Source organism: Pseudomonas sp. PA-5-4B (assembly GCF_021606215.1).
Classification (GTDB): Bacteria; Pseudomonadota; Gammaproteobacteria; order Pseudomonadales; family Pseudomonadaceae; genus Aquipseudomonas; species Aquipseudomonas edaphica.
The window spans coordinates 24,995-44,092 of sequence record NZ_WKDB01000039.1; the positions used below are offsets into that span (position 1 = coordinate 24,995).

At 61.2% G+C, this 19,098-nt stretch carries 17 protein-coding genes; 2 read left to right on the forward strand and 15 right to left on the reverse strand.

Translation table 11 applies throughout. From position 1 onward, the window contains the following. Window positions 1-95: 95 nt before the first annotated feature. From GIW28_RS19250 to GIW28_RS19305, 12 genes are all read right to left on the reverse strand, one after another. Complete coding sequence (locus tag GIW28_RS19250) at window positions 96-1,592, reverse strand: YdgA family protein (protein WP_017136594.1); 1,497 nt, start codon at window positions 1,590-1,592, stop codon at window positions 96-98. A 147-nt stretch (window positions 1,593-1,739) separates the two neighbouring features. Further along, entirely contained in the window at window positions 1,740-2,372 is a 633-nt protein-coding gene (locus GIW28_RS19255) for a hypothetical protein (RefSeq protein ID WP_026013660.1), read from the reverse strand. An 80-nt stretch (window positions 2,373-2,452) separates the two neighbouring features. Next, window positions 2,453-3,895, reverse strand: a complete 1,443-nt coding sequence (locus GIW28_RS19260) for an efflux transporter outer membrane subunit (protein WP_099549575.1) — start codon at window positions 3,893-3,895, stop codon at window positions 2,453-2,455. Then, complete coding sequence (locus GIW28_RS19265) at window positions 3,892-4,782, reverse strand: efflux RND transporter periplasmic adaptor subunit (RefSeq protein WP_017136597.1); 891 nt, start codon at window positions 4,780-4,782, stop codon at window positions 3,892-3,894. The genes GIW28_RS19260 and GIW28_RS19265 overlap by 4 nt, the downstream gene beginning before the upstream one ends. Continuing rightward, window positions 4,779-4,988 (reverse strand): DUF1656 domain-containing protein, encoded by a 210-nt coding sequence (locus GIW28_RS19270; RefSeq protein ID WP_016969155.1) that lies wholly within the window; start codon window positions 4,986-4,988, stop codon window positions 4,779-4,781. The genes GIW28_RS19265 and GIW28_RS19270 overlap by 4 nt, the downstream gene beginning before the upstream one ends. Continuing rightward, window positions 4,985-7,063: an FUSC family protein gene (locus tag GIW28_RS19275; RefSeq protein WP_138449632.1), complete on the reverse strand. Its 2,079-nt coding sequence runs from the start codon at window positions 7,061-7,063 to the stop codon at window positions 4,985-4,987. Before GIW28_RS19275 ends, GIW28_RS19270 begins: the two co-directional genes overlap by 4 nt. Continuing rightward, complete coding sequence (locus tag GIW28_RS19280; protein ID WP_017136599.1) at window positions 7,060-7,476, reverse strand: MarR family winged helix-turn-helix transcriptional regulator; 417 nt, start codon at window positions 7,474-7,476, stop codon at window positions 7,060-7,062. Before GIW28_RS19280 ends, GIW28_RS19275 begins: the two co-directional genes overlap by 4 nt. Window positions 7,477-7,768: 292 nt before the next feature. Then, window positions 7,769-8,182: a hypothetical protein gene (locus GIW28_RS19285; RefSeq protein WP_143521893.1), complete on the reverse strand. Its 414-nt coding sequence runs from the start codon at window positions 8,180-8,182 to the stop codon at window positions 7,769-7,771. Between the two features lie 138 nt (window positions 8,183-8,320). Next, window positions 8,321-8,758, reverse strand: a complete 438-nt coding sequence (locus GIW28_RS19290; RefSeq protein ID WP_099549579.1) for a hypothetical protein — start codon at window positions 8,756-8,758, stop codon at window positions 8,321-8,323. Further along, complete coding sequence (locus tag GIW28_RS19295) at window positions 8,755-9,408, reverse strand: hypothetical protein (RefSeq protein WP_236445936.1); 654 nt, start codon at window positions 9,406-9,408, stop codon at window positions 8,755-8,757. Before GIW28_RS19295 ends, GIW28_RS19290 begins: the two co-directional genes overlap by 4 nt. 239 nt (window positions 9,409-9,647) lie before the next feature. Then, window positions 9,648-9,893 (reverse strand): DUF2789 domain-containing protein, encoded by a 246-nt coding sequence (locus GIW28_RS19300; RefSeq protein ID WP_099549581.1) that lies wholly within the window; start codon window positions 9,891-9,893, stop codon window positions 9,648-9,650. Between the two features lie 33 nt (window positions 9,894-9,926). Beyond that, complete coding sequence (locus GIW28_RS19305) at window positions 9,927-11,537, reverse strand: glycosyltransferase family 39 protein (RefSeq protein ID WP_099549582.1); 1,611 nt, start codon at window positions 11,535-11,537, stop codon at window positions 9,927-9,929. Window positions 11,538-11,731: 194 nt separating this feature from the next. Between GIW28_RS19305 and GIW28_RS19310 the strand changes: the two genes are divergently transcribed. Next, a complete protein-coding gene (locus GIW28_RS19310) occupies window positions 11,732-13,888 on the forward strand; it encodes an outer membrane assembly lipoprotein YfiO (RefSeq protein WP_236445934.1) in 2,157 nt (718 codons plus the stop codon). Then, complete coding sequence (locus GIW28_RS19315) at window positions 13,885-14,589, forward strand: DUF3142 domain-containing protein (protein WP_236445932.1); 705 nt, start codon at window positions 13,885-13,887, stop codon at window positions 14,587-14,589. Before GIW28_RS19310 ends, GIW28_RS19315 begins: the two co-directional genes overlap by 4 nt. Window positions 14,590-14,705: 116 nt before the next feature. Here GIW28_RS19315 and GIW28_RS19320 read toward each other — a convergent pair whose 3' ends face one another. From GIW28_RS19320 to GIW28_RS19330, 3 genes are read right to left on the reverse strand one after another with little or no spacing between them, the layout of a single operon-like run. Further along, window positions 14,706-16,157, reverse strand: a complete 1,452-nt coding sequence (locus GIW28_RS19320; RefSeq protein ID WP_169988648.1) for an efflux transporter outer membrane subunit — start codon at window positions 16,155-16,157, stop codon at window positions 14,706-14,708. Then, window positions 16,154-17,212, reverse strand: a complete 1,059-nt coding sequence (locus GIW28_RS19325) for an HlyD family secretion protein (protein WP_176991652.1) — start codon at window positions 17,210-17,212, stop codon at window positions 16,154-16,156. Before GIW28_RS19325 ends, GIW28_RS19320 begins: the two co-directional genes overlap by 4 nt. A gap of 15 nt (window positions 17,213-17,227) precedes the next feature. Beyond that, a complete protein-coding gene (locus GIW28_RS19330; RefSeq protein WP_017136614.1) occupies window positions 17,228-18,763 on the reverse strand; it encodes an MFS transporter in 1,536 nt (511 codons plus the stop codon). Between the last annotated feature and the right edge of the window lie 335 nt (window positions 18,764-19,098).

A 19,098-nucleotide genomic window follows, 5' to 3' on the forward strand; every position in this document is an offset into this window, starting at 1 on the left:
TAAGCAGCCACAGCCGGCCTGTATGCCGGTTGTTTGACTGCCGCTTCAGGTAAACCCACGCCTCCAATAATTATTTCTTAACGATGTAAGAAATCTTACTGCGCGCCGCTGACCGCACCCGCTTTGGCCATCACAAAGCCAATGAATTGCTCCACGGTCATCTTCTGGCCATTAAACGTCACTTCGTTGTTGGCGTAGTGCAGCTTGGAAACCACGTCAGTACCCACCAGGGTTGCCAACTGAGTACCAACGGCCATGCCACTGACCATCTCGGCCGCCATCTGTGATTGCTGTTCGATGGCTTTAGGGTCGGTCACACCGCCCACTTCCGCTTGCAGGGCAGCGACGTCGCCGATCATTGGCTTGGACAGGGTCAGGTTGGCATCCAGCAGCGCGATAACCTGCTTGCCCAGCTCAACCGGTGGCAATTCCATCGAGGTGGGTTTGGTCAGGTCTACCACCAGGTTGAATTTGCTTTCACCGTGGGTGGTTTTCAGCGACAGGTTTTCCACTGCCACTTGCGGCTTGGCGGCCAGCACCTGGTTGACGTTGGCCTCGGCCAGGGTCTGCTCGGCTTCGGTCAGTTGCAGCTCAGGCACGGGTTGGCCGGCAGCCGCGGCGGCTTGCACCGGCTGCATCTTGTCCTGGTAGAGCTTGGTCAGCACCAGCATCGCCGGGATGTCGATGTTCTTCATGCTCAGGGCCATGGCGGCCGAACCTACAGGTTTACCCTGGTAGCCGATTTCGTCGATCTTGTAGTCAACGCGGCCTGCCAGGTTGTTGTCCTTGGTTTCGCTGGTGTCTTTTTGCTCGAAGCCCTTGAGGGTCAGTACGGCTTTCTGCGGGCCGAAGGTGACTTTTGTGTCGGTCAGCTCAACGGTGTTTTGCCCGGTGTAGAAACCGAAGGTGGATTTTTCCAGGTTGCTGGCCACGGTCAGGCCGGACAGTTCGGCTTCAAGCGGCTGGCCATTGGCGTCGATCACTGCAACCTTGAGGCTGTTCATGTAGCCGCTGGCCTTGACCTTCTGGCCTTCGGCGCTGCTGTCGAAGTCCAGGTTGGCGCCCGAGAAGCTCACCGAAGACTTGTCGTCCTTGATGTCCAGCGGCAGCAATTCGACGTTGCCGTCGACCGAGCGGTTGTAGCCGATATTGGCCACGCCCTTGAGCGGCGACACGTCTTTGCTGGCGGCGAACCATTTTTCGGTGGTGGCGTTCTTTTCCAGCGCATAGTGACTGGTGGCCATGACCGGCAGCCACTTCAGCGTCACCAGGCGCGAGAACGGCAACGGGCCGTGTTCGATATGGTCGACGAACAACAGCTCAGGGTTCGGGTTTTCTTCACCGAACACGCTGCCTTGGCCTTTGAGGCGGTAGTGCGCGGTGCTGCTGAACAGGCCACGATCCAGGGACACCAGCTCCAGGTTCACCGTGCCATCGACGCCGGCCATAGAGGTCTGCAGTTCTTTGTTGGCGTTCTGGATGGCGGTTTGCAGCACCGGCTCCAGTTGCTTACCGGTGTACCAGGCGCCGCCTGCACTAATGGCGCCGACGGCGACAACGAAACCCAAGAAAACAACTGCTGGCTTATTCATGAAGTGACCTGATCAAATCCTGTGAGAAGTGGGCTGTCTTCCTTGAACCCCGAAGGGGTTGGCTCAAGCCCGCCGAAAACGGGGGAAGATTAGCACTGGCGGCCGATAACGGCCCAGCTTTTCAGAGAGGTCAGGTCAGCGGTTGGTTCACGAGTATTCCAATTCAACCTCATCGAGTTGGTGATCGAAACTCTTCAAGCGTGCGGTCCAGGTGTACACCAACACCTCAAACTCGCGGTGTATCACTGTGTTGCTGGGGGTATCGGCCTTGGGGTCGCAGAAGTCCAGCTGGTAGCGTTCCCGCGCCATTTGCGTGGCCACGTCGGACAATTCCCGGGCGTTATTGAGCCAATGCCTACCGTCGGCGACCTGTTGGTCGAGCAGCACACATTGTTTTTTCAGGGCCTCGAGGCTTTTTTCCAGCGGCGTGCCGGTGAGCTCGCCCATGACTTCCTGGAAAGTACGCCCGGGCTGCCAGTAGCTGCCCCAGAAATAGCGGTCGAACACGGTTTCGACGCGGCGCAGAGCAACCTTGGTGTCCCAGATCGCCACGCGGGTCTTGCCTTGTTGAAGCAGCTTTTTTTTCACCCGTTGATTTTGATAGGACGCCCAGGCCACCACGCCGATGGACAACGTGCCGATCACCAGACAGGCGCTATCGAGAAACACCATGGCCTTGTCGAGTTGGTGGGCAAGCATGACGCCGTAGAAATAGGCAGCCGATAGCAACACCAGTGCGAAAAGCACACACCAGAAAGCGGGAGCATAAGGGTTTTTCATTATTGGAATCCCCATGAGCAAACGCGAACTTTGTCAGACGGGCCTCACGGTGGCCCGCCTGTCAAAGCATAGCTTTTCGCTCAGGGTTTGCCGGGTTGTGACGCCTGCGTTCGTCCGCTTTCCCAACCGCCGCCCAAGGCCAGGAACAGATCGATCTGGCTCATGGCAACTTGCGTGTTGGCCGCTGCCAGCTGTGCACGTACATCGGTGTAGGTGCGAGTGGCCTGCAGGTCGGCCAGGAACGAGGCACGGCCGGCCTGGAAGAAGCGGTGCGTCTGCTCCGAGGCTTCCTTGGCGGACGCACCGGCGTCGGCCAGGGCGTCGCGGCGTTGCAGTTGCGCGGTGTATTGCGCAAGGCCGGTCTGGGTTTCGCGGATGGCATTGAGCACCACGCCGTCAAAGTGCGCCAGGGCGCCCTGGGTCGCGGCTTCGGCTTCGTGGATACGTGCGCGGGCACCGTTGGTCGGCACTGTCCAACTGATCAGCGGGCCAAAGCCCCAGCGATTGGTCGCTGGCGTGCCGAGGTCGTCAAGAATGCCGACCGTGCCCACCGTGGCGCCGATGCTGATGTCCGGGTACAACGCGCCGGTGGCCACGCCGATACGGGCGGTGGCAGCCGCCAGTTGGCGTTCGGCCTGGCGCACGTCGGGGCGGCGCTTGAGCAGTGCTGCGCCGTCGCCCACGGGCAGCAATTGGGCGATATGCGGCAGCTCGGCGCAGGTGCCGGTGCCTGCGGGCAGTTGGTCCACCGGTTTGGCCAGCAGCATCGACAAGCGGAACAAACCCGCCTGACGCGATGCTTGATAGCGCGGGATCTCGGCGCGCAAGGATTTGTATTGGGTCTGCGAGCGGGTCACCTGGGTTTCGTCACCGCGCCCGGCGTCGCGCAGGCGCTGGGTGAGCTTGGTGCTCTGGCCTTGCAGGTCGAGCGACTCATTGGCAATCGCCAGCTCTTCATTGGCCGCGCACACCTGGGTGTAGGAGCGCACCACATCTGCCACCAGGGTGATGCGCGCAATATCGGCGGCGGCCTGGGCCGCGTCGGTGCTGGCCTGGGCACTCTCGATGCCACGCTGCAAGGTGCCGAACAGGTCAAACTGGTAGGACGTGCTGATGCTGGCGCTGCCGATGTTGGCCACCGGGACTTTTTCCGTCAGCAAAAACGCTTCGCCCGATTCCTGCAGGCGCTGGGCTTCCGCCTTGGCGCCAGCACTCCAACCGCCTGCGGATTCAGCCTCTTGGGTCTGGAAACGCGCGCGTTGCAGGTTGGCGGCAGCCACGCGCAAATCGGTGTTGGAGGCCATGGCCTGGCGCACCAGCTCATCCAGGCGCGGGTCGTTGTACAGCTTCCACCAATCGGCCGGCACCGGCGCCGACACCACGTTGTTGCCCTCGCCCGCGAGCTGCCCTTGCAGGTCGCCACGGTTGATGGCGGACGTGTCCGGCAGCTTGTAATCCGGGCCTACCACTTGGCAGGCCGACAGCAGCAAACCCAGCGCAGCGGTTGCCAGCAGCTGCTTCATGGTTTTTCTCCGTCTTTGACCTTATCGCCGATGATCGACACCGTGGCCGTGCGTCCGGCGATCATACGAAAGTCCGCCGGCACATCATCAAAGGCAATACGCACCGGAATCCGCTGGGCCAGGCGCACCCAGCTGAACGCCGGGTTGACGTTAGGCAGCAGGTTGGAGCCGCTGGTGCGGTCGCGGTCTTCGATACCGGCGACGATGCTCTGCACATGGCCACGCAGACGGGCGTTGTCGCCGATCACGCGGATATCCACGGCCATGCCGACGTGGATACCGTCGAGCTTGGTCTCTTCGAAATAACCGTCGATGTGGAAGGAGTTGCTGTCCACCACCGACAGCACCGGGCGCCCGGCGGTGACGAATTCCTGGTTGCGCGGTGCACGGTCGTTGACGTAACCGTCCACGGGGCTGCGGATCACCGAGCGGTCAAGGTTGAGCTGGGCGGCGTCCACGGCCACTTGCGCCTCGGCCAGGGCCGATTGGGCACGGGCCACGCGCGACTGGCTTTCTTCCAGTTGTTCGCTCGGCACCAGGTTGCCCAAACCACGGTTGCGCTTGTACTCGCGGTTGGCCTGGGCCAGGGTTTCCTGGCGGTCGGCCACGGCGGCCTGGGCTTGACGCAGCGCCAGCTTAAAGCGGTCCTGGTCGACGGCGAACAGCACCTGGCCCTTGGTCACCAACTGGTTGTCGCGCACGTCGACTTGCTGGATCAGCCCGGACACGTCCGGGGCGATCTGCACGATGTCGGCACGGATATGCCCGTCACGGGTCCAGGGCGCAAACATGTAGTACATGACCATGCGCCACACAACGACGACAGCGAAGGTCACTATCAATAACGTCAGGACGACACGGCCGATGGTCAAAAAAGGTTTTTTCATGTCATGAGGTATCGACTGAGTGAGTCCACGGCGCCCAGTAACAGCGCGTAGAGCCCCACATTGAACAATGCCCGGTGCCAGACCAGGCGATAGAAGTGAATGCGCGTCAACAACCCGTGCACCACCAGAAACAACACATACGTAATGCCCATCAGCACCAGCAGCGTGGGCAGGAACACCCCGCTGATATCCAGATCACCGATCATAAAGGCGCTCCATCAGGCAGCGGCGCTTGCATTTCGGTGCCGCCAATAAATTCCACGCCGGGCAGCAACGACAGGCGCAGGCCGGCCAGTGCGTGCAGCAGATGCAGGCGGGTGTCATCTTCGTCTTGCAGGCCTTGCCCGTTGAGGGCGCGGCGCGTGCGGTCGAGGGTCATCAGCAGACCGCTGGGCGCGGGCAAGCGTTCACCGGCTTTAAGGCAGGCCTTGAAGTAACCGCCCACGCCTTCCACCACTTGGTTGAGCAGCACCCGTGGCACGCCGTAGATGCGTGGCGCGTAGGCCAACAGGTCAAGCAGGTTCAGCGCCACGCGCAAATCGCGCAGGGCGCTGCCGGTGTCCTGGCCGATCAGGCCCAGGCGCGGCAGGTGCTGCATCAGGCGGTCGAGCATTTGCACAGCCATGTGGCGGTGTTCGGCCAGGGTTGCAGGCTCGGTGAGCGTTACGATGTCGCGCCAGCTGAAACGCGTCAGGCGCTTGGCCGCCAGTTCGGCGCCGAACGGCCGTGCGACCAGCGTCCACACAAAGGCGAACAGCAAGCCCACTGGCCCGGCCAGGTTGACGTTGGCGAAGTTGAGGAAGTCCGCGTCGTAGGCGCCCTGGATGCTGATAAACGAGGAGGTGTTCACCAGCGTCAGCAGCATGCCCAGGTAAAAACGCGGCTGCACCGTGAGCGTGCCGATGCAGATAAACGGCACCGCAAACGCCAACACCAGCATGGGGAAATCATGCAGGTTGGGCAGCACCAGAAACAGGTAAAGGCTGGCGAACAATACCGACATGGCGGTCCAGAAAAAGAACCGGTAGATCTGCGGCGCCGGGTCGTCCATCGAGGCAAAAAAGCTGCAGGCCACGGCAGCCAGAATCACTGCGCTGCCGCCGTCGGTCCAGCCCAGCAGAATCCACAGCACCGAGGCGACAATGATCGCGGTAACGGTGGAAAACGCCGAGTAGAACATCAGGCCACGGTCGAGGAACGGCGTGAGCCGGCCCAGGCGCCAATGGCGGTAGACGGCGCGCCAGGTGTCCTGGCTTTCGCACTGGATGGCGGCTTGCAGGCTGCGGCAGTCTTGCCACAGGTCGACCCATTCGCCGAGGCGATACAGGGCGTTGGAGAACAGCAGCGTGTGGCGGTCGTCCAGTGCTTCGCCCTGTGGCTGCGCGGCGTCGATCTTGTCGCGCAACACGCGCCAGCGTTCCAGCGGTGCTTGCTCGGTGGTGCTCTCCAGCCAGGCGTTGGCGTCTTGCAGCAACGGCGTGAACCGGTCGAGAAACTCGGGGGCGCGGTGTTCGATCGCGTAGACCGCATCGTCCAGCGCGTCGATCACCGGCAGCAGGTGAATCATGCGCCCGCGCAGTTCCTTGGTGTTGCGCACCGTCTGTGGCCGAGCGCCTTCGTGGGGCAACTGGCCGATCATCAGTTCCAGGGTGTTGAAGGTGGCGACCATGCCGCCGCGCAAGGTGCTGATTTCTTCGGGCGCAACGTTACGGGTCAGAAAGCGCTGGCTATAGACCTGAGCGTCGGCAAACCACTTGGCCACCGAGCCATCAAACACCGGCATCAGGCGCCGCGGCCAGAACATTGCGCCTACTACGGCGGCCACAGCAATGCCGAGGAAAATCTCTTCGGTACGCGCCTCGGCCACATCCCACACCGCCAGCGGGTTATCCACTACCGGCAAGGCGATCAGCGGCAAGGTGTAGCCGGCCAACATCAGCGCGTAGCTGTTGGCGGTACGCAGGTGCAAAGACAAAAACAACAAGGTGCCGGTCCACAGCGCAATGATCACCACCAGCAGGTACGGCGTCTGAATAAACATCGGCACAAAAAACACCGCCGCCGCCGCGCCCATGAAGGTGCCGATGGCGCGGTACAACGCCTTGGAGCTGGTAGGGCCGACAAACGGGCTGGAGACGATATACACCGTGGCCATCGCCCAATACGGACGCGGCATTTGCATAAGCATGGCGATGTACAGGGCGATCATCGAAGCGGCGAAGGTGCGCACGCCGTAGAACCAGTCGCGGGCCGGCGGCATGCCGGTAAAAAATCCGTTCAAGAGGTCGCCTCAGCCGCCTCGAAGGCCTGCAGTACACGCAACGCCGCTTCAAGGTCGCCGTGGGCGATGTCCGCCAGCACTTCCTGGCGCAGGCGCACCAGTTGCACTTCCACCGCCTGCACCAACTCGCGGCCGCGCTCGGTGAGGCTCAAGGCCTTGGCGCGACGGTCATGGACGTCTTCGGTACGGCACACGTAACCGTCATGGCACAGACGATCAAGCAGGCGCACCAACGACGGGCTTTCCATGCCGGATGCCTGGGCTACTTTCACCTGGTGCACACCGTCGCCCAAGCGGCCGATCATCAACAGCGGCACGGCGCAGGCTTCGGAAATACCATAGCTCACCAGCGTGGTCTGGCAGATTTTGCGCCAGTTACGGGCGCCCACCACCATGCTGCTGCTGAGGTTCATATGGAGCTGTTCGAGGGTTTGGGACACTGGATTGTTCGCATACAGTTAGTTTGCTAACTATCAATATGGTGGATGGATCCAAAGCCGTCAAGTTTTGAAACACTTTTGTGATGGATGGTGGGTTTGTGGGTAAGTAAAGCGCGTTTGAGCGAGAACGTTAGATTTGCGGCAGAACAAAACACCTGTGGGAGCTGGCTTGCCTGCGATAGCGGTAGATCAGTCGAGGTCGATGTTGACTGAACCACCGCCATCGCAGGCAAGCCAGCTCCCACATTTTGGACCCGTGTTGGCCTCAGACTGGCTGTTCGGCCTGAGCATCCAAGCGGCGCTGGATTTCGCCCATCATGTCCAAGCCATCGCGCAACGAAACCAGTGCTGCGGTGACGAGGTGATGAAGGTTCTTGCTGTCCGTTTTGGCGCTGAGCGTTTCCAACAGCTCGGTGCCGATACGCACGCGGCTGCGGGCTGTTTCATGGAGCAGGTGCGAGGGCGCAAACGTGTTGAATGCCAGAACGGGAACGCCGGTGGGATTGGTTTGAAGCGGTTTGTATTGGTCCATCGATAAAGCCTCATAGATAAGATTTTGACCACCCGTCCCCGTCGCCAAACGAGTATGGGTGGCAGCTGTACGCAGGTTGGCGAACCGGTTATCTATGAAACCCGGCAGATCCGAAGATCTCCCGCGCACAGCCGCCATAGAACTCATGTATCCGCCAAGCGGAGAACACGGAGTTAGAGCGCTGTAACGCGTCATAGAATGCGGATCGCCAAATCCGATCGCCGATGTGCGGCGACGGGGCGAACTATAGGGGGGATGGTTGAAGCTGTGCAACTGGCTTATCGACTAACGCCGACTGCTGGAAACGTCAGATTTCTTGCCCCATCGCCAGACGCTCCAAACCTTCATGGCCTCGGACGCGACGACTAGCACCGCCATCACCACCACGCTGTAGCCTGGGACTAACTGAGCGCCTATAAGCAGAAGAGCAACTGAAGGGATGAAAAAAACTAACCGTAACGGGGTTTGAAGGTAAACAAGCCAGCGGACCTTTTGACTACTGAGAAGAAATAAAAAACAGGACGCTACTATCGAGATCTGCAGCAACATGACAAAGCCAAAGGTGTAAATCTGCAGCACGCTGTGGTCACGCAAAACCCATAATGCGCTCTCGATATCGCTCAAGTAAGGAACTCGCCCCTCCACCGCACTGGTGACCCAATAGCGAACCAGATAGATGGCATCCATCGCTCCCCAAAACCAAAAGACCTGCTTGCGCGTCACTGTTTGGCATCCTTGTATTCATACGCTGTGTCCGGTGTCACAGGCTGCCAATGCCAGGATTTCCCACCCTGTTGCCAATTGTCATCTCCCTCCAGATAGCGTTGCTTGATTTGCCGCAGCTCCCCGTATCGGCGCTCAACCGATCTGTGGGTGAGCTGGTCATCACGACTATCCAAGCGGACCCAGCGCTGCGTCATGACCCTGGAGGTGTTCGCAAGATCTTTCCCGTCGGATAAGAACATTCGTCCTTCGTCACCCATAGATGCCAGCCGGTTTGCGGCCAGGATTGCAGTATTTTTAACCCCATCGTAATCGATACTTACCTTTTCCCATTTACCAGGCCCGACATAAAGTCGGCGCCCCATCAAATGCCCATACTTAACACGGCATTCTCGACTTAAAGGAAGAAAAGGCCTGTCCATTACGAACAGCCAATCACCGGACGCCAACTTGTCCAAAACTCGGCGCTGATCGTTATCCCCTGAACACCGAACAGGAGAAACATTGCACTCGGCTAGCAGCTCGCACAGCCCCTGCAATGCATAAGGCGCGCGAAAGAACTCCCTTACCTTGATACCAGCAAAGTAGGGGGTTTCGATTTTGGTGAGATCATAGTTTTCAATTTCTTTGTGAGGGATCAGACGCTGCATGACGTGGCCATAAAAGGAAATCAGCGTCTGTAAATAGCGGGCTCCTCATTCTGGCGACTATCGTCCGCTTCTGTTTAACCAATAGGAAACTTCCCAAGCTGTCCCACTTCTCACGAGGAGCATGGGAACAATCAGACAAAACACCTGTGGGAGCTGGCTTGCCTGCGATGGCGGTAGATCAGTCGAGGTCGATGTTGACTGAACCACCGCCATCGCAGGCAAGCCAGCTCCCACATTTTTTACACGCCGCGCCCTTCCCGCAGTAACAGATTCAGCTCATCCACCACTTCAGCCCAATCCGCATCGTCGAGAATTTCTTCGCGTAAAAACGCCTTCTGGCCGGGCGTCCAAAAGAACGCATCCGCGAGATGTAATTCCGGCTTTAGCGGCGAATGCACTGCCACAAACTTCTCAATACTGGCCGGGTCATCCGGCAGCCCGAGCTGTTTGAACAGTGATGGCAAGCTGTGCACAGGCGATTCCATGGCGAACTCCAGGTCAAGAAGACTTAACTGAGTCTAGCGGCAACCTTCAGGTTGCGGCTGCGCCCCGTTGCACAGCACGAACAGTCGCGCCCTCGCACCACCGCCATCCTGACGGCTCAACTCACGCCAGCCTTCAGGTAAGGGCGCGAAATCATCCGGCGCTTCGTTGCTGCTGATCAGCCAGACGCGGTGGGTATCGGCAGGCAATGCCGACAGGCGGTCGAGGTAAATGCGCCCGCCGTCCTGGTCGACCAATGTGCCGAAACCGTAGGCGTTCGGGCGGGTCGGCGTGCCGTCGGGTTTGGGCGGCGTATAGAGCTGCAATTGGGCGTCGGTCTGGTCGTAATACACGTAGCTGAGGTACCACAGCATGTCGCTGAGAACGATGCGGTCGTCTTCCTGGTAATTACGATTGACGAATTCCACGGGCACGTTGAACTGGTCATGTTCATCGACGGTGAAGTTGTTTTTGAGCCCCATCAACTCGACACCGACAAACAGCGCGAACAACGCTACGCCCAGCCATGACCAGCGCGCCGGCAGGCGATCAATGGCCAGCGCCAACAGGATGGGCAAACCCAAGGCGTACACCGTAAGGTAACGCTCGATAAACACCGGCGAAACGAACGAAACCGCGTACACCAGCAGCAGCGGCAGCAGGAAAAACAGCGCCAGCAGGCTGGCCGGGCGATGGCGTTCGCGATCCTGCCAGGCGGTGATGCTCACCACAGCAATCAGCAACAATGGGACCAACCAGAACAACGGCGGCCAAAAGCCGGTGCCCTCGTCCTGGACAATGAATTGCCAGATCATCGACGGCAGTGAAAACAGGTTGACCGGGTCTTCCCAGCCGATGTCCCCGCCCACCTTCAGTTGCTCAACGTGTTGCACCAGGCCCAACACATTGGGTAACCACGGCAGGTACGCCACGACGATCGCGGCGTTGGCCACCCACCACGCCGGGCGCCTGAGCAGAGACTGGGCGGGCGCCTGGGCCGAGCTCAACAAGGCCAGGTAGGCCCAATGCACCAGCACACACAGAGCAGTGAAATAATGGGTGTAGAAACCGGCGCTCATCAGCACGATATACGCCGCCAGATAGCGCGTGCGCTCGGGCTGGCGCACCCAATACACCAGCGCCAGCGTGGCGCCCAGCAGCCATACGGCCAACAGCGAATACATGCGCACTTCCTGGCTATAACGCACCGCCGTGGGCAGCAGCGCAAGCAGGATCCCGGCGAGCACGGCGGCACGCCGGGTAGCCAATTGCCGCGTCAACCAGATGCCCAGGCCCACTGCAATCGCACCGGGAATCGCACTCATGCTGCGAATCGACCAGATACTGTCACCGAACAGCTCGATCCAGCCACGCAGCATGAAAAAGTACAACGGTGGGTGCACATCATGGGCGGCGTGAAACCACAGGTCACCGGCAGCGTATTCGCTGAGCAGCAGGCTGGAGCCTTCGTCACCCCAGATTGCGGCGGACGTCAGGTTGTAAAAACGCAGAGCGACGGCCAGTACCAGGATCGGTACCCACCACAGACGGCTCATCCAGCCGGCAACGTGCCAGCTACTCGCGACGCGATCAAATGCGGACAATGCCGCCACCTTTTCATCTTGCTCCACCACAGACCGTCGCACCTCGATTCCCCTACCATCGCCTTTTCCGGCCGGCCAAAAAGCCCTGCGCGTGAATGACCGCCACTCTAGGACAAAAACCCTTTATTCGCTGCTGGAATCGGACAAATCAGCGATTTGTGTAGACCTTCACCGAAGCATTTGTCAGATCACGCTATTATTGCGTCCTTCAAAGGACTCAGGATCAAGGACACGTCATGCGCATCGGTTTTCTGTCACCACTGACCCTGGCATTGCTCGCCAGCCTTTCCTTCCAGGCCCAGGCCAGCGGCGATGACTCGTGCTACCCCGACTGGCGGGTCTCACGCGACAGCCTTGAAGGCTGCAGCAACCTGCCCTTCTTGAGCCCGGGCAATGACAGCCGGGTCAACCTGCGCCTGTTGCTGGCGGATAAACAGGTGGCACCGCTGACGCCCAACGCATTGGGCGAGACGGACCTTGAAGAGGGCTTCGGCCCGGTGCCGTTCCCGGTGTACCGCCTGACCCCGGTAGCCGACGCCGCCGATGAAAAAACCGACGTGGCACCTACGCCCAGCAAACTCGATGAGCTGCTTGCGCCGTTGGGCATTCAGCGTGAAGGCGACAAGGCGGCGGGTGACGCCTTCCTGACCGGCGAAGGCAGCCGTTGCCGCAGCAATGATGAAAGCAGTGCCACGGCGTTTATCAGCCAAGTGGTTAAAGCCGACGTGCCCGACGCGGAGCGCCAGCTGCTGGCCAAGGGACGTGTACAGATGCTCGGCGCCTGCACCTGGGACGGCGCAAGCCTGGGCGACCCGGAGCAGATCCAGTCCACCGCCGGCCGCGAACTGCGCACTTACCTGCAAGCCGCCGGTGACTTCTACAGTGGCCGTTTCGCTGATGCGCAGCGCGGTTTTGTTGCCGCCGCCACCGGCAGCCTGCCGTGGGTCAAGGAAACGGCGTCCTACATGATCGCCCGCACCGAGTTGAACCAGGCCCAGGAAAACGCCTTCGACGAATACGGCATGCCGCAATTGGAGCATGTGGATAAATCGGTGCTGGCGAATGCCGACACCAGCTTCAACCTGTACCTGAAAACTTATCCACAGGGCGAATACGCTGTCTCTGCCCAGGGCCTGCTGCGCCGGGTGCATTGGCTGGCGGGCGATACCGACAAGCTGGCCAACGACCTGGCCGTGCAGTTGAGCGCCAAACAGCGCAATGTGTCGCTGGACGACCTGGTGCAGGAAGCCGACAACAAGCTGCTCAGTGCCACCCAAAAACCTTCGGCCAACCCACTGATGCTGGCCGTCAACGACTTGATGTGGATGCGCGCCGGCAACCCGCCGCAGCTGAGCCGCGCGGCCCTGGACGCGCAAAAGCCGGTGTTTGCCCAGGAGCCGGCGCTGTACGACTACGTGCAAGCGGCGTTTGCCTTGTACGTCGAACATCAGCCCGATAACACTTTGAAGTTGCTGCCTCAGGACGTGCCCGCCAGCCTCGACTACTTCGCCTTCAGCCAGCAAACCCTGCGCGGCCTTGCCCTGGAAGCCAAGAAGGATTGGCAAGGCGCGCAAGCGCTGTGGCTGAAGCTGCTGCCCCTGGCCAAGCAACCTTTGCAGCGCGACCAGTTGGAACTGGCGCTGGCGATGAACTACGAGCGCAACGACCAACTGGCTAGCGTGTTCGCCAGCGATTCGCCGATCAGCGCCAAACAGGTGCGCTACATCTTGCTGCGCAACATCGCAGGCCAGGAACTGCTACGCCAACAGATCACCCAGGCCAGCGACCCGATCGAACGTGCCACCGCCCAGTTTGTGTTGCTGTACAAAGACCTGATGCGCGGCCAGTACGCCACCTTCGCCGACGACCTCAAGCAACTGCCGGCATCGGCGCCCGCCGACAAGCTCGGCACCAGCCTGGGCTATGTCTATGGCGATGGCCGCTCGCTGCAGTTGTTCCAGTGGAACGGTGATAAGGCGGAGTCCGGCTACGCCTGCCCGAGCATTGCGCAAATCGCCAGCACCCTGCAGGCCGATGGGAAAAACCCCAAGGGCCTGAACTGCCTGGGTGAGTTCATCCTGCGCAATAACCTCGATGGCATGCCACTGGACCAAGTGCGCGCCGCCGCCAGCCTGGGCAGCACCGCCTCGCTGTTCAAGGGCGAGACCTTCTCGCGGCTCGACGGTTACCGCCAGGTCATCGCCAACCCCAAGGCGCCGCACAACGACAAAGCCTACGCGCTGTTCCGCGCGATCAACTGCTATGCGCGGGCCGGTTATAACGGCTGCGGCGGTGTAGACGTGGATAAATCCGTGCGTAAAGGCTGGTTCCGCCAGCTCAAAACCGGGTTTGCCGACACCGAGTGGGCGCAGTCGCTGAAGTACTACTGGTGAAACACCTGTGGCTAGGCCTGCTGCTCCTGGCAAGCCCGGCCTTTGCCGGCGTTGACGCCCGCGACTACGATGCCTTCTGGCTGTGGAGCGGGGTCACGCCGCAGCCGGTGCTCAAACAGGCGAAAACCCTGTACATCCTCCAGGGCCAGATCAACTCCACGCGCCGTGCGCCGCAATTGGGTGTGCAGTTTATCGCCCAAGGCATCAGCGTACCGCGCATCACCCAAGGCGAGGTCTGGGTGGTGTACCGCGCCCACACCCTGCACTGGCCCGGGCGCGTCTACACCCAACTGCTCGGCCAGGTGCAACGCTGGCGCGATGCGGGCAACCCGGTGGTCGGCATCCAGATCGATTTCGACGCCCGCACCCAGTACCTGCACGAATACACAGGCTTCCTGCGCGACCTGCGCCAACGCCTGCCTGCTGACCTGCGGCTGAGCATTACCGGCCTGATGGACTGGAGCAGCAACGCCGACCCAGCCGCCATCGCCCAGCTCAAAGGCGTGGTGGATGAAGTGGTGGTCCAGACCTACCAAGGGCGCCATAGCATCCCGGATTACGCGGCGTATTTGCCACGCATGAACCGGCTGGGGCTGCCGTTCAAGGTGGGGCTGATTCAGGGCGGCGTGTGGGAAGAGCCGGGGTATTTGAAAGGGAGTGAATGGTTCAGGGGGTATGTGGTGTTTTTGCAGAACCCTTAAATCACGCAATATTCCATGTGGGAGCGGGCTTGCCCGCGATGAGGGTGCGTCAGTCAACATAACGTTGGCTGAACTACCGCTATCGCGGGCAAGCCCGCTCCCACAGTGGGTTATGTTCAGCCTGCCGGAATGGAGGCTGTCGCGGGGTAGACCGACTCCCAGCCACCGCCCAACGCCTTGTACAGCCCCACCATCGCCAGCGACACGCCGGTGGAGCTTTCTACCCACTGCTCCTGCGTGGCCAGCAGCGCGCTTTGCACGGTGAGCACGTTGACGAAATCCACCACGCCTTCGACGTACTGCTGTTGTGCGGTGCTCAACGCGATCTGGTTCTGGCGCACCGCTTCAGCGAGGCTGTCGCGGCGCAGTTGGCTGGCGTTGTAGCGGGTCAGTTGGTCATCGATCTCATGCCAGGCACGCAGTACGGTTTGCTGGTACGCCAGCGCCGCTTCCTGTTGCTGGGCTTCACGCAAATTCAACATGCCTTGCAGGCGCCCGCCACTGAACAGCGGCAGGCTGAACTGCGGGCCGAAGGCAAACGCGCGCGAGCCCCAGGAGCCGAAATCCGAGAGTTGCAGGGCCTGGGAGCCCAGGCTGCCGGACAAGGTGATACGCGGGTAAAAATCACCTTTTGCCACGCCGATACTGGCGGTGGCCGCATGCAGGCGCGCTTGCGCCTGGCGAATATCGGGCCGGCGTTCGGCCAGCTCCGAGGGCAAGCCGATGGCGACCTGGCGCGGGGTTTGCGGCACGGCGGCGTCCTTGGACAATTGCGCATGCAGCGCTTGCGGCGGCTCGCCCATCAGCAGGCTCAGGGCGTTGATCAGTTGGTCCTGACGCTGCTGCAAATCCGGTAAACGCGCTTCGATGGCGGCGACCTGGGCGGCAGCTTCGGCCACATCCAGGTCAGTGGCCACGCCGTCGGCCAGGCGCAGTTGCGAGAGTTTGAGGCTGTGGCGAGCGACCTCGAGGTTTTGCTCGGTGACAGCGCGCGTATTCTGCACGCCGCGCAGCTGGATGTAGTCCTGGGCGGTTTCGGCGAGTACCGACAGCAACACGGCGCGGCGGTCGTCTTCGGCGACTTGCAGGGTGGCGTCGGCGGCTTCGGTTTCGCGTTTGACGCGGCCCCAGAAGTCCAGCTCCCAGGCGGCGGAGAAGCCCATGTCCCATTGGTTGTAAGCAGATTGACCGTTGTTTTTGGACGGGTCGCTCAAGCCTTTGCCGCTGTTGCGCTGGCGTACGTAATCCCCGCTGGCGTTGACGTTGGGATAACGCTCGGCTGTGGTCACCTGACGCACGGCGCGGCTTTGTTGCAGGCGGCTGCTGGCCAGTTTCAGGTCGAGGTTATCAGTGAGCGCACGACGCGTGAGGGCCGAGAGCTCTGCATCGTGAAACACGTCCCACCAACGCTCCTGCAAAGGGTCGGTCACCGCGTGGCTGGCTGCCTGACGGCCCTGGGGTTCGCGCCATTGGGTGACTTGCTGGCCTTGGGGCCGCTGGAAATCCGGGCCGACCGTGCAGGCGCTGAGGCTGATCAGGCTCAAGGTGAGCCAGGCAAATGACTTCATTGCTGGGCCACCTCACGCGACTGCGCGACGGGCCGAGTGTCGACTGTGGCTTGCACCGACATGCCCACGCGCAGGCGTTCAATATGGGGCTGGTTCGGCTCCAGGATGATCTTCACCGGAATGCGCTGTACCACCTTGGTGAAGTTGCCGGTGGCGTTATCCGGCCTGACCGACGCAAAGGTCACGCCGGTGGCAGGCGCCAGGCTTTCCAGGTGGCCCTTGAGCAACTCGCCGTCGAGGCTGTCGACGCTGAGTTCTACGGCTTGGCCGGCATGCATATGCGACAGTTGCGTCTCCTGGAAATTGGCCACCACATAGGCCTGGGCCAACGGCACGACCGCGAGGATCTTGCTGCCCGGCGTCACATAGGCGCCGACCCGCACGGCACGTTCACCGACCATGCCGTCCACTGGCGCGACAATGCGCGTGTAGGACAGCTGATAACTGGCCATTTCCAACGCTGCCTGGGCGCGTTTGAGCCCACCTTCCGCTGCGTCTCGCTGGGCGGTGAGGATTTCCACTTGCTTGCGTTCGGCCGCCAGTACGGCCGTGGCTTTGGCCAGGTTTGCCGTTGCCTGGTCGATGCGCGTCTTGGCTTGCTGGGCGTTCTGCACGGTGCCTGCGCCCACGCCGGCGAGGTGGTTGTAGCGGTTCAGTTCGTGCTCGGCGAACGCCACTTCGGCACGGTCGGCCGCGACGGTGGCCTGAGCCTGGGCGATCACCGAGCTTTGGCGCTCCAGGGTCGCGGTGGCGTTCTTCAACTGGGCCTGGGCGACCAAGGTGTCGGCGTCGGCGGCCTGGGCGGCAGCACGAAAATCGCGGTCGTCGATCAACGCCAAAAGCTGGCCGGCCTTGACCCGCTGGTTGTCTTCCACCAGCACTTCCTTGATAAAACCGGCCACGCGCGGCGCCACCAGCGTGAAGTCGGCGGCGACGAAGGCGTCGTTGGTGGTCTGGCGCTTGTTGCCCAGCACGCCCGGCGCAACCAGATAAACCAGGACGCCGACGGCAAACACAGCGATAACGGAGACGGCAATTTTGTCTTTGCGTTTCATGAGAAGTCCTTGGGGCTAGGTCGGTGCGCGAGGCGGAAAGATCCGCGTGGGCATCCAGAAAATCAGCAGGATCAACGCCACCGCGACACCGGCCATGACGTAATAGAGGTCCGAAGAAGTCAGCACCACGGCCTGCTGGTGCAGGCGCTGGGCAAGGCCCGGCGCGTCGCCGTCGGCCAGGGGCGAGTTGCCCAGGTGGTCCACCAGCATGGTCGAATGGAAGTGCTCACGCTGGGTGGTCAGCGTGTCCAGTACGGCCGTGGCGATGACCGCAGCGAGGCCTTTGACGGTGTTGAACCAGGCCGAGGCGAACGGCCCGTCCATCGGCTGGATGCTGCCGGTAGAGAGCATCAGCAACGGCAATACGGCCATGGGCTGCCCGAAAATCTGCAGCAGGTACCAGCCATAAAAATCGTCGCGTATCCACGCCGAGGTGAGGTGCGAGCTGCCGATGCAGCACAGCACCAGCATGCTCAAACCAATGCCCAGCACCCAGCGGCAGTCGACCCAACGCAGGTTGCACAGCGCCGCCACCAGCGGCAGCGCGATCAATTGCGGCAACGCCATCAACAGCATCACCGGCGCGGTTTGCAGTGGTCGGTAACCCTGCACTTGGGCGAGAAAACTCGAGGGGATGATGATCACCGAGGTCAGCACCATTAGCACGCCCGCCAGTACGATCAGGGCGAACGCCAGGTTGCGCAGGCCGAGCATCTGCAACTTGAAAAACGGCACGGGGTGCGACCATTCATTGAGCATGAACAGCACCAGCAATACGCCGCCGCCGATCAGCAAAAAGGTGATCAGGCCGGATTCGAACCAGTCCAGGCGATTGCCCTGCAACAGGCCGATCACCAACATGCAGATCGCCGGAAAACCCAGCAGCAGGCCGCGCCAGTTGAACTGCTTGAAGCGCTCCAGGCGCAGCGGGTCTTGCGGCAAGCCGTAAGCCACCGCGGCCATCGCCAGCAGGCACGGCCCGACGATTTGCCAGAACGCCCATTGCCAGCCGACGTATTCGGTCCACAACGCCGCCAGCGGCGTGCCCAGGCTCGGGCCGAAGGTGGCGGTGAGAGCGTAACCGGCCAGGCCGTAGAGCTTGACGTGGGCCGGCAGAAAACGCAGCGCCACGGTCATCAGCATCGGCGGCAATGCGCCGCCGGCCAGGCCTTGCACGGTTCGCAGCACCAGCAGGCTTTCGTAGTTCGGCGCAAAGGGGCACAGGATGCCCAGCAAGGTAAACAGGCCGATGGCGCACAGGGTGAAGCGGCGCAGCGAAAACGTCACCGAACACCACGGCGCAAAGGCCATGGCCGCCACGGAGGTGGCCGTGTAGGCCGCAACCAGCCAGGTGCCTTCGTCAAAACCAATGAACAGTGCACCGCGAATATCGGCGAGGGCTACCTTGGTAACCATCTCGTTGAGACCAGAGACCAGCACCGCCAACAACACGCCGACCAGGCCGATGATGATGCGCGGGCCGAACACAGGTGGGCTCAGGGCGGTAGGTTTGGCTGCAGCCTGGAGAGCGGGGGCAGCGAGGGATGTCATGAACGCGCAACTCGGAATTAGAAATACCCGAGCAGTTTAAGGGGGCGCATACATGACAAAAAAGTTACTTGTTGGAAGCTTATAAGTGCGCCAGACGCAATCCTCATGGGGTTAGGGGCAACTGCCCTGTTGTGGCGAGCAGGCTTGCCCTGCGTTGGGCTGCGAAGCAGCCCCAGTAAAGGCACTGCAGTTTTTCCTGAAAGTACTCAGCGTCTGGGTTTGGGGCCGCTTCGCAGCCCAACGCAGGCGGTGCGACGATTCGACAAGCCTGCTCGCCACAAGGGTAATTGGCTGCCTTTAAAAGTTGTGTAAGCGGTGGGTCAGGCAATGAATCC

Excerpts from the sequence above, each read along its gene's own strand:
- GIW28_RS19250 (WP_017136594.1), bottom strand. The coding sequence starts at position 1,592 with ATGAATAAGCCAGCAGTTGTTTTCTTGGGTTTCGTTGTCGCCGTCGGC.
- GIW28_RS19255 (WP_026013660.1), bottom strand. The coding sequence starts at position 2,372 with ATGAAAAACCCTTATGCTCCCGCTTTCTGGTGTGTGCTTTTCGCACTG.
- GIW28_RS19260 (WP_099549575.1), bottom strand. The coding sequence starts at position 3,895 with ATGAAGCAGCTGCTGGCAACCGCTGCGCTGGGTTTGCTGCTGTCGGCC.
- GIW28_RS19265 (WP_017136597.1), bottom strand. The coding sequence starts at position 4,782 with ATGAAAAAACCTTTTTTGACCATCGGCCGTGTCGTCCTGACGTTATTG.
- GIW28_RS19270 (WP_016969155.1), bottom strand. The coding sequence starts at position 4,988 with ATGATCGGTGATCTGGATATCAGCGGGGTGTTCCTGCCCACGCTGCTG.
- GIW28_RS19280 (WP_017136599.1), bottom strand. The coding sequence starts at position 7,476 with ATGAACCTCAGCAGCAGCATGGTGGTGGGCGCCCGTAACTGGCGCAAA.
- GIW28_RS19285 (WP_143521893.1), bottom strand. The coding sequence starts at position 8,182 with ATGAGTTCTATGGCGGCTGTGCGCGGGAGATCTTCGGATCTGCCGGGT.
- GIW28_RS19295 (WP_236445936.1), bottom strand. The coding sequence starts at position 9,408 with ATGCAGCGTCTGATCCCTCACAAAGAAATTGAAAACTATGATCTCACC.
- GIW28_RS19300 (WP_099549581.1), bottom strand. The coding sequence starts at position 9,893 with ATGGAATCGCCTGTGCACAGCTTGCCATCACTGTTCAAACAGCTCGGG.
- GIW28_RS19310 (WP_236445934.1), top strand. The coding sequence starts at position 11,732 with ATGCGCATCGGTTTTCTGTCACCACTGACCCTGGCATTGCTCGCCAGC.
- GIW28_RS19320 (WP_169988648.1), bottom strand. The coding sequence starts at position 16,157 with ATGAAGTCATTTGCCTGGCTCACCTTGAGCCTGATCAGCCTCAGCGCC.
- GIW28_RS19325 (WP_176991652.1), bottom strand. The coding sequence starts at position 17,212 with ATGAAACGCAAAGACAAAATTGCCGTCTCCGTTATCGCTGTGTTTGCC.
- GIW28_RS19330 (WP_017136614.1), bottom strand. The coding sequence starts at position 18,763 with ATGACATCCCTCGCTGCCCCCGCTCTCCAGGCTGCAGCCAAACCTACC.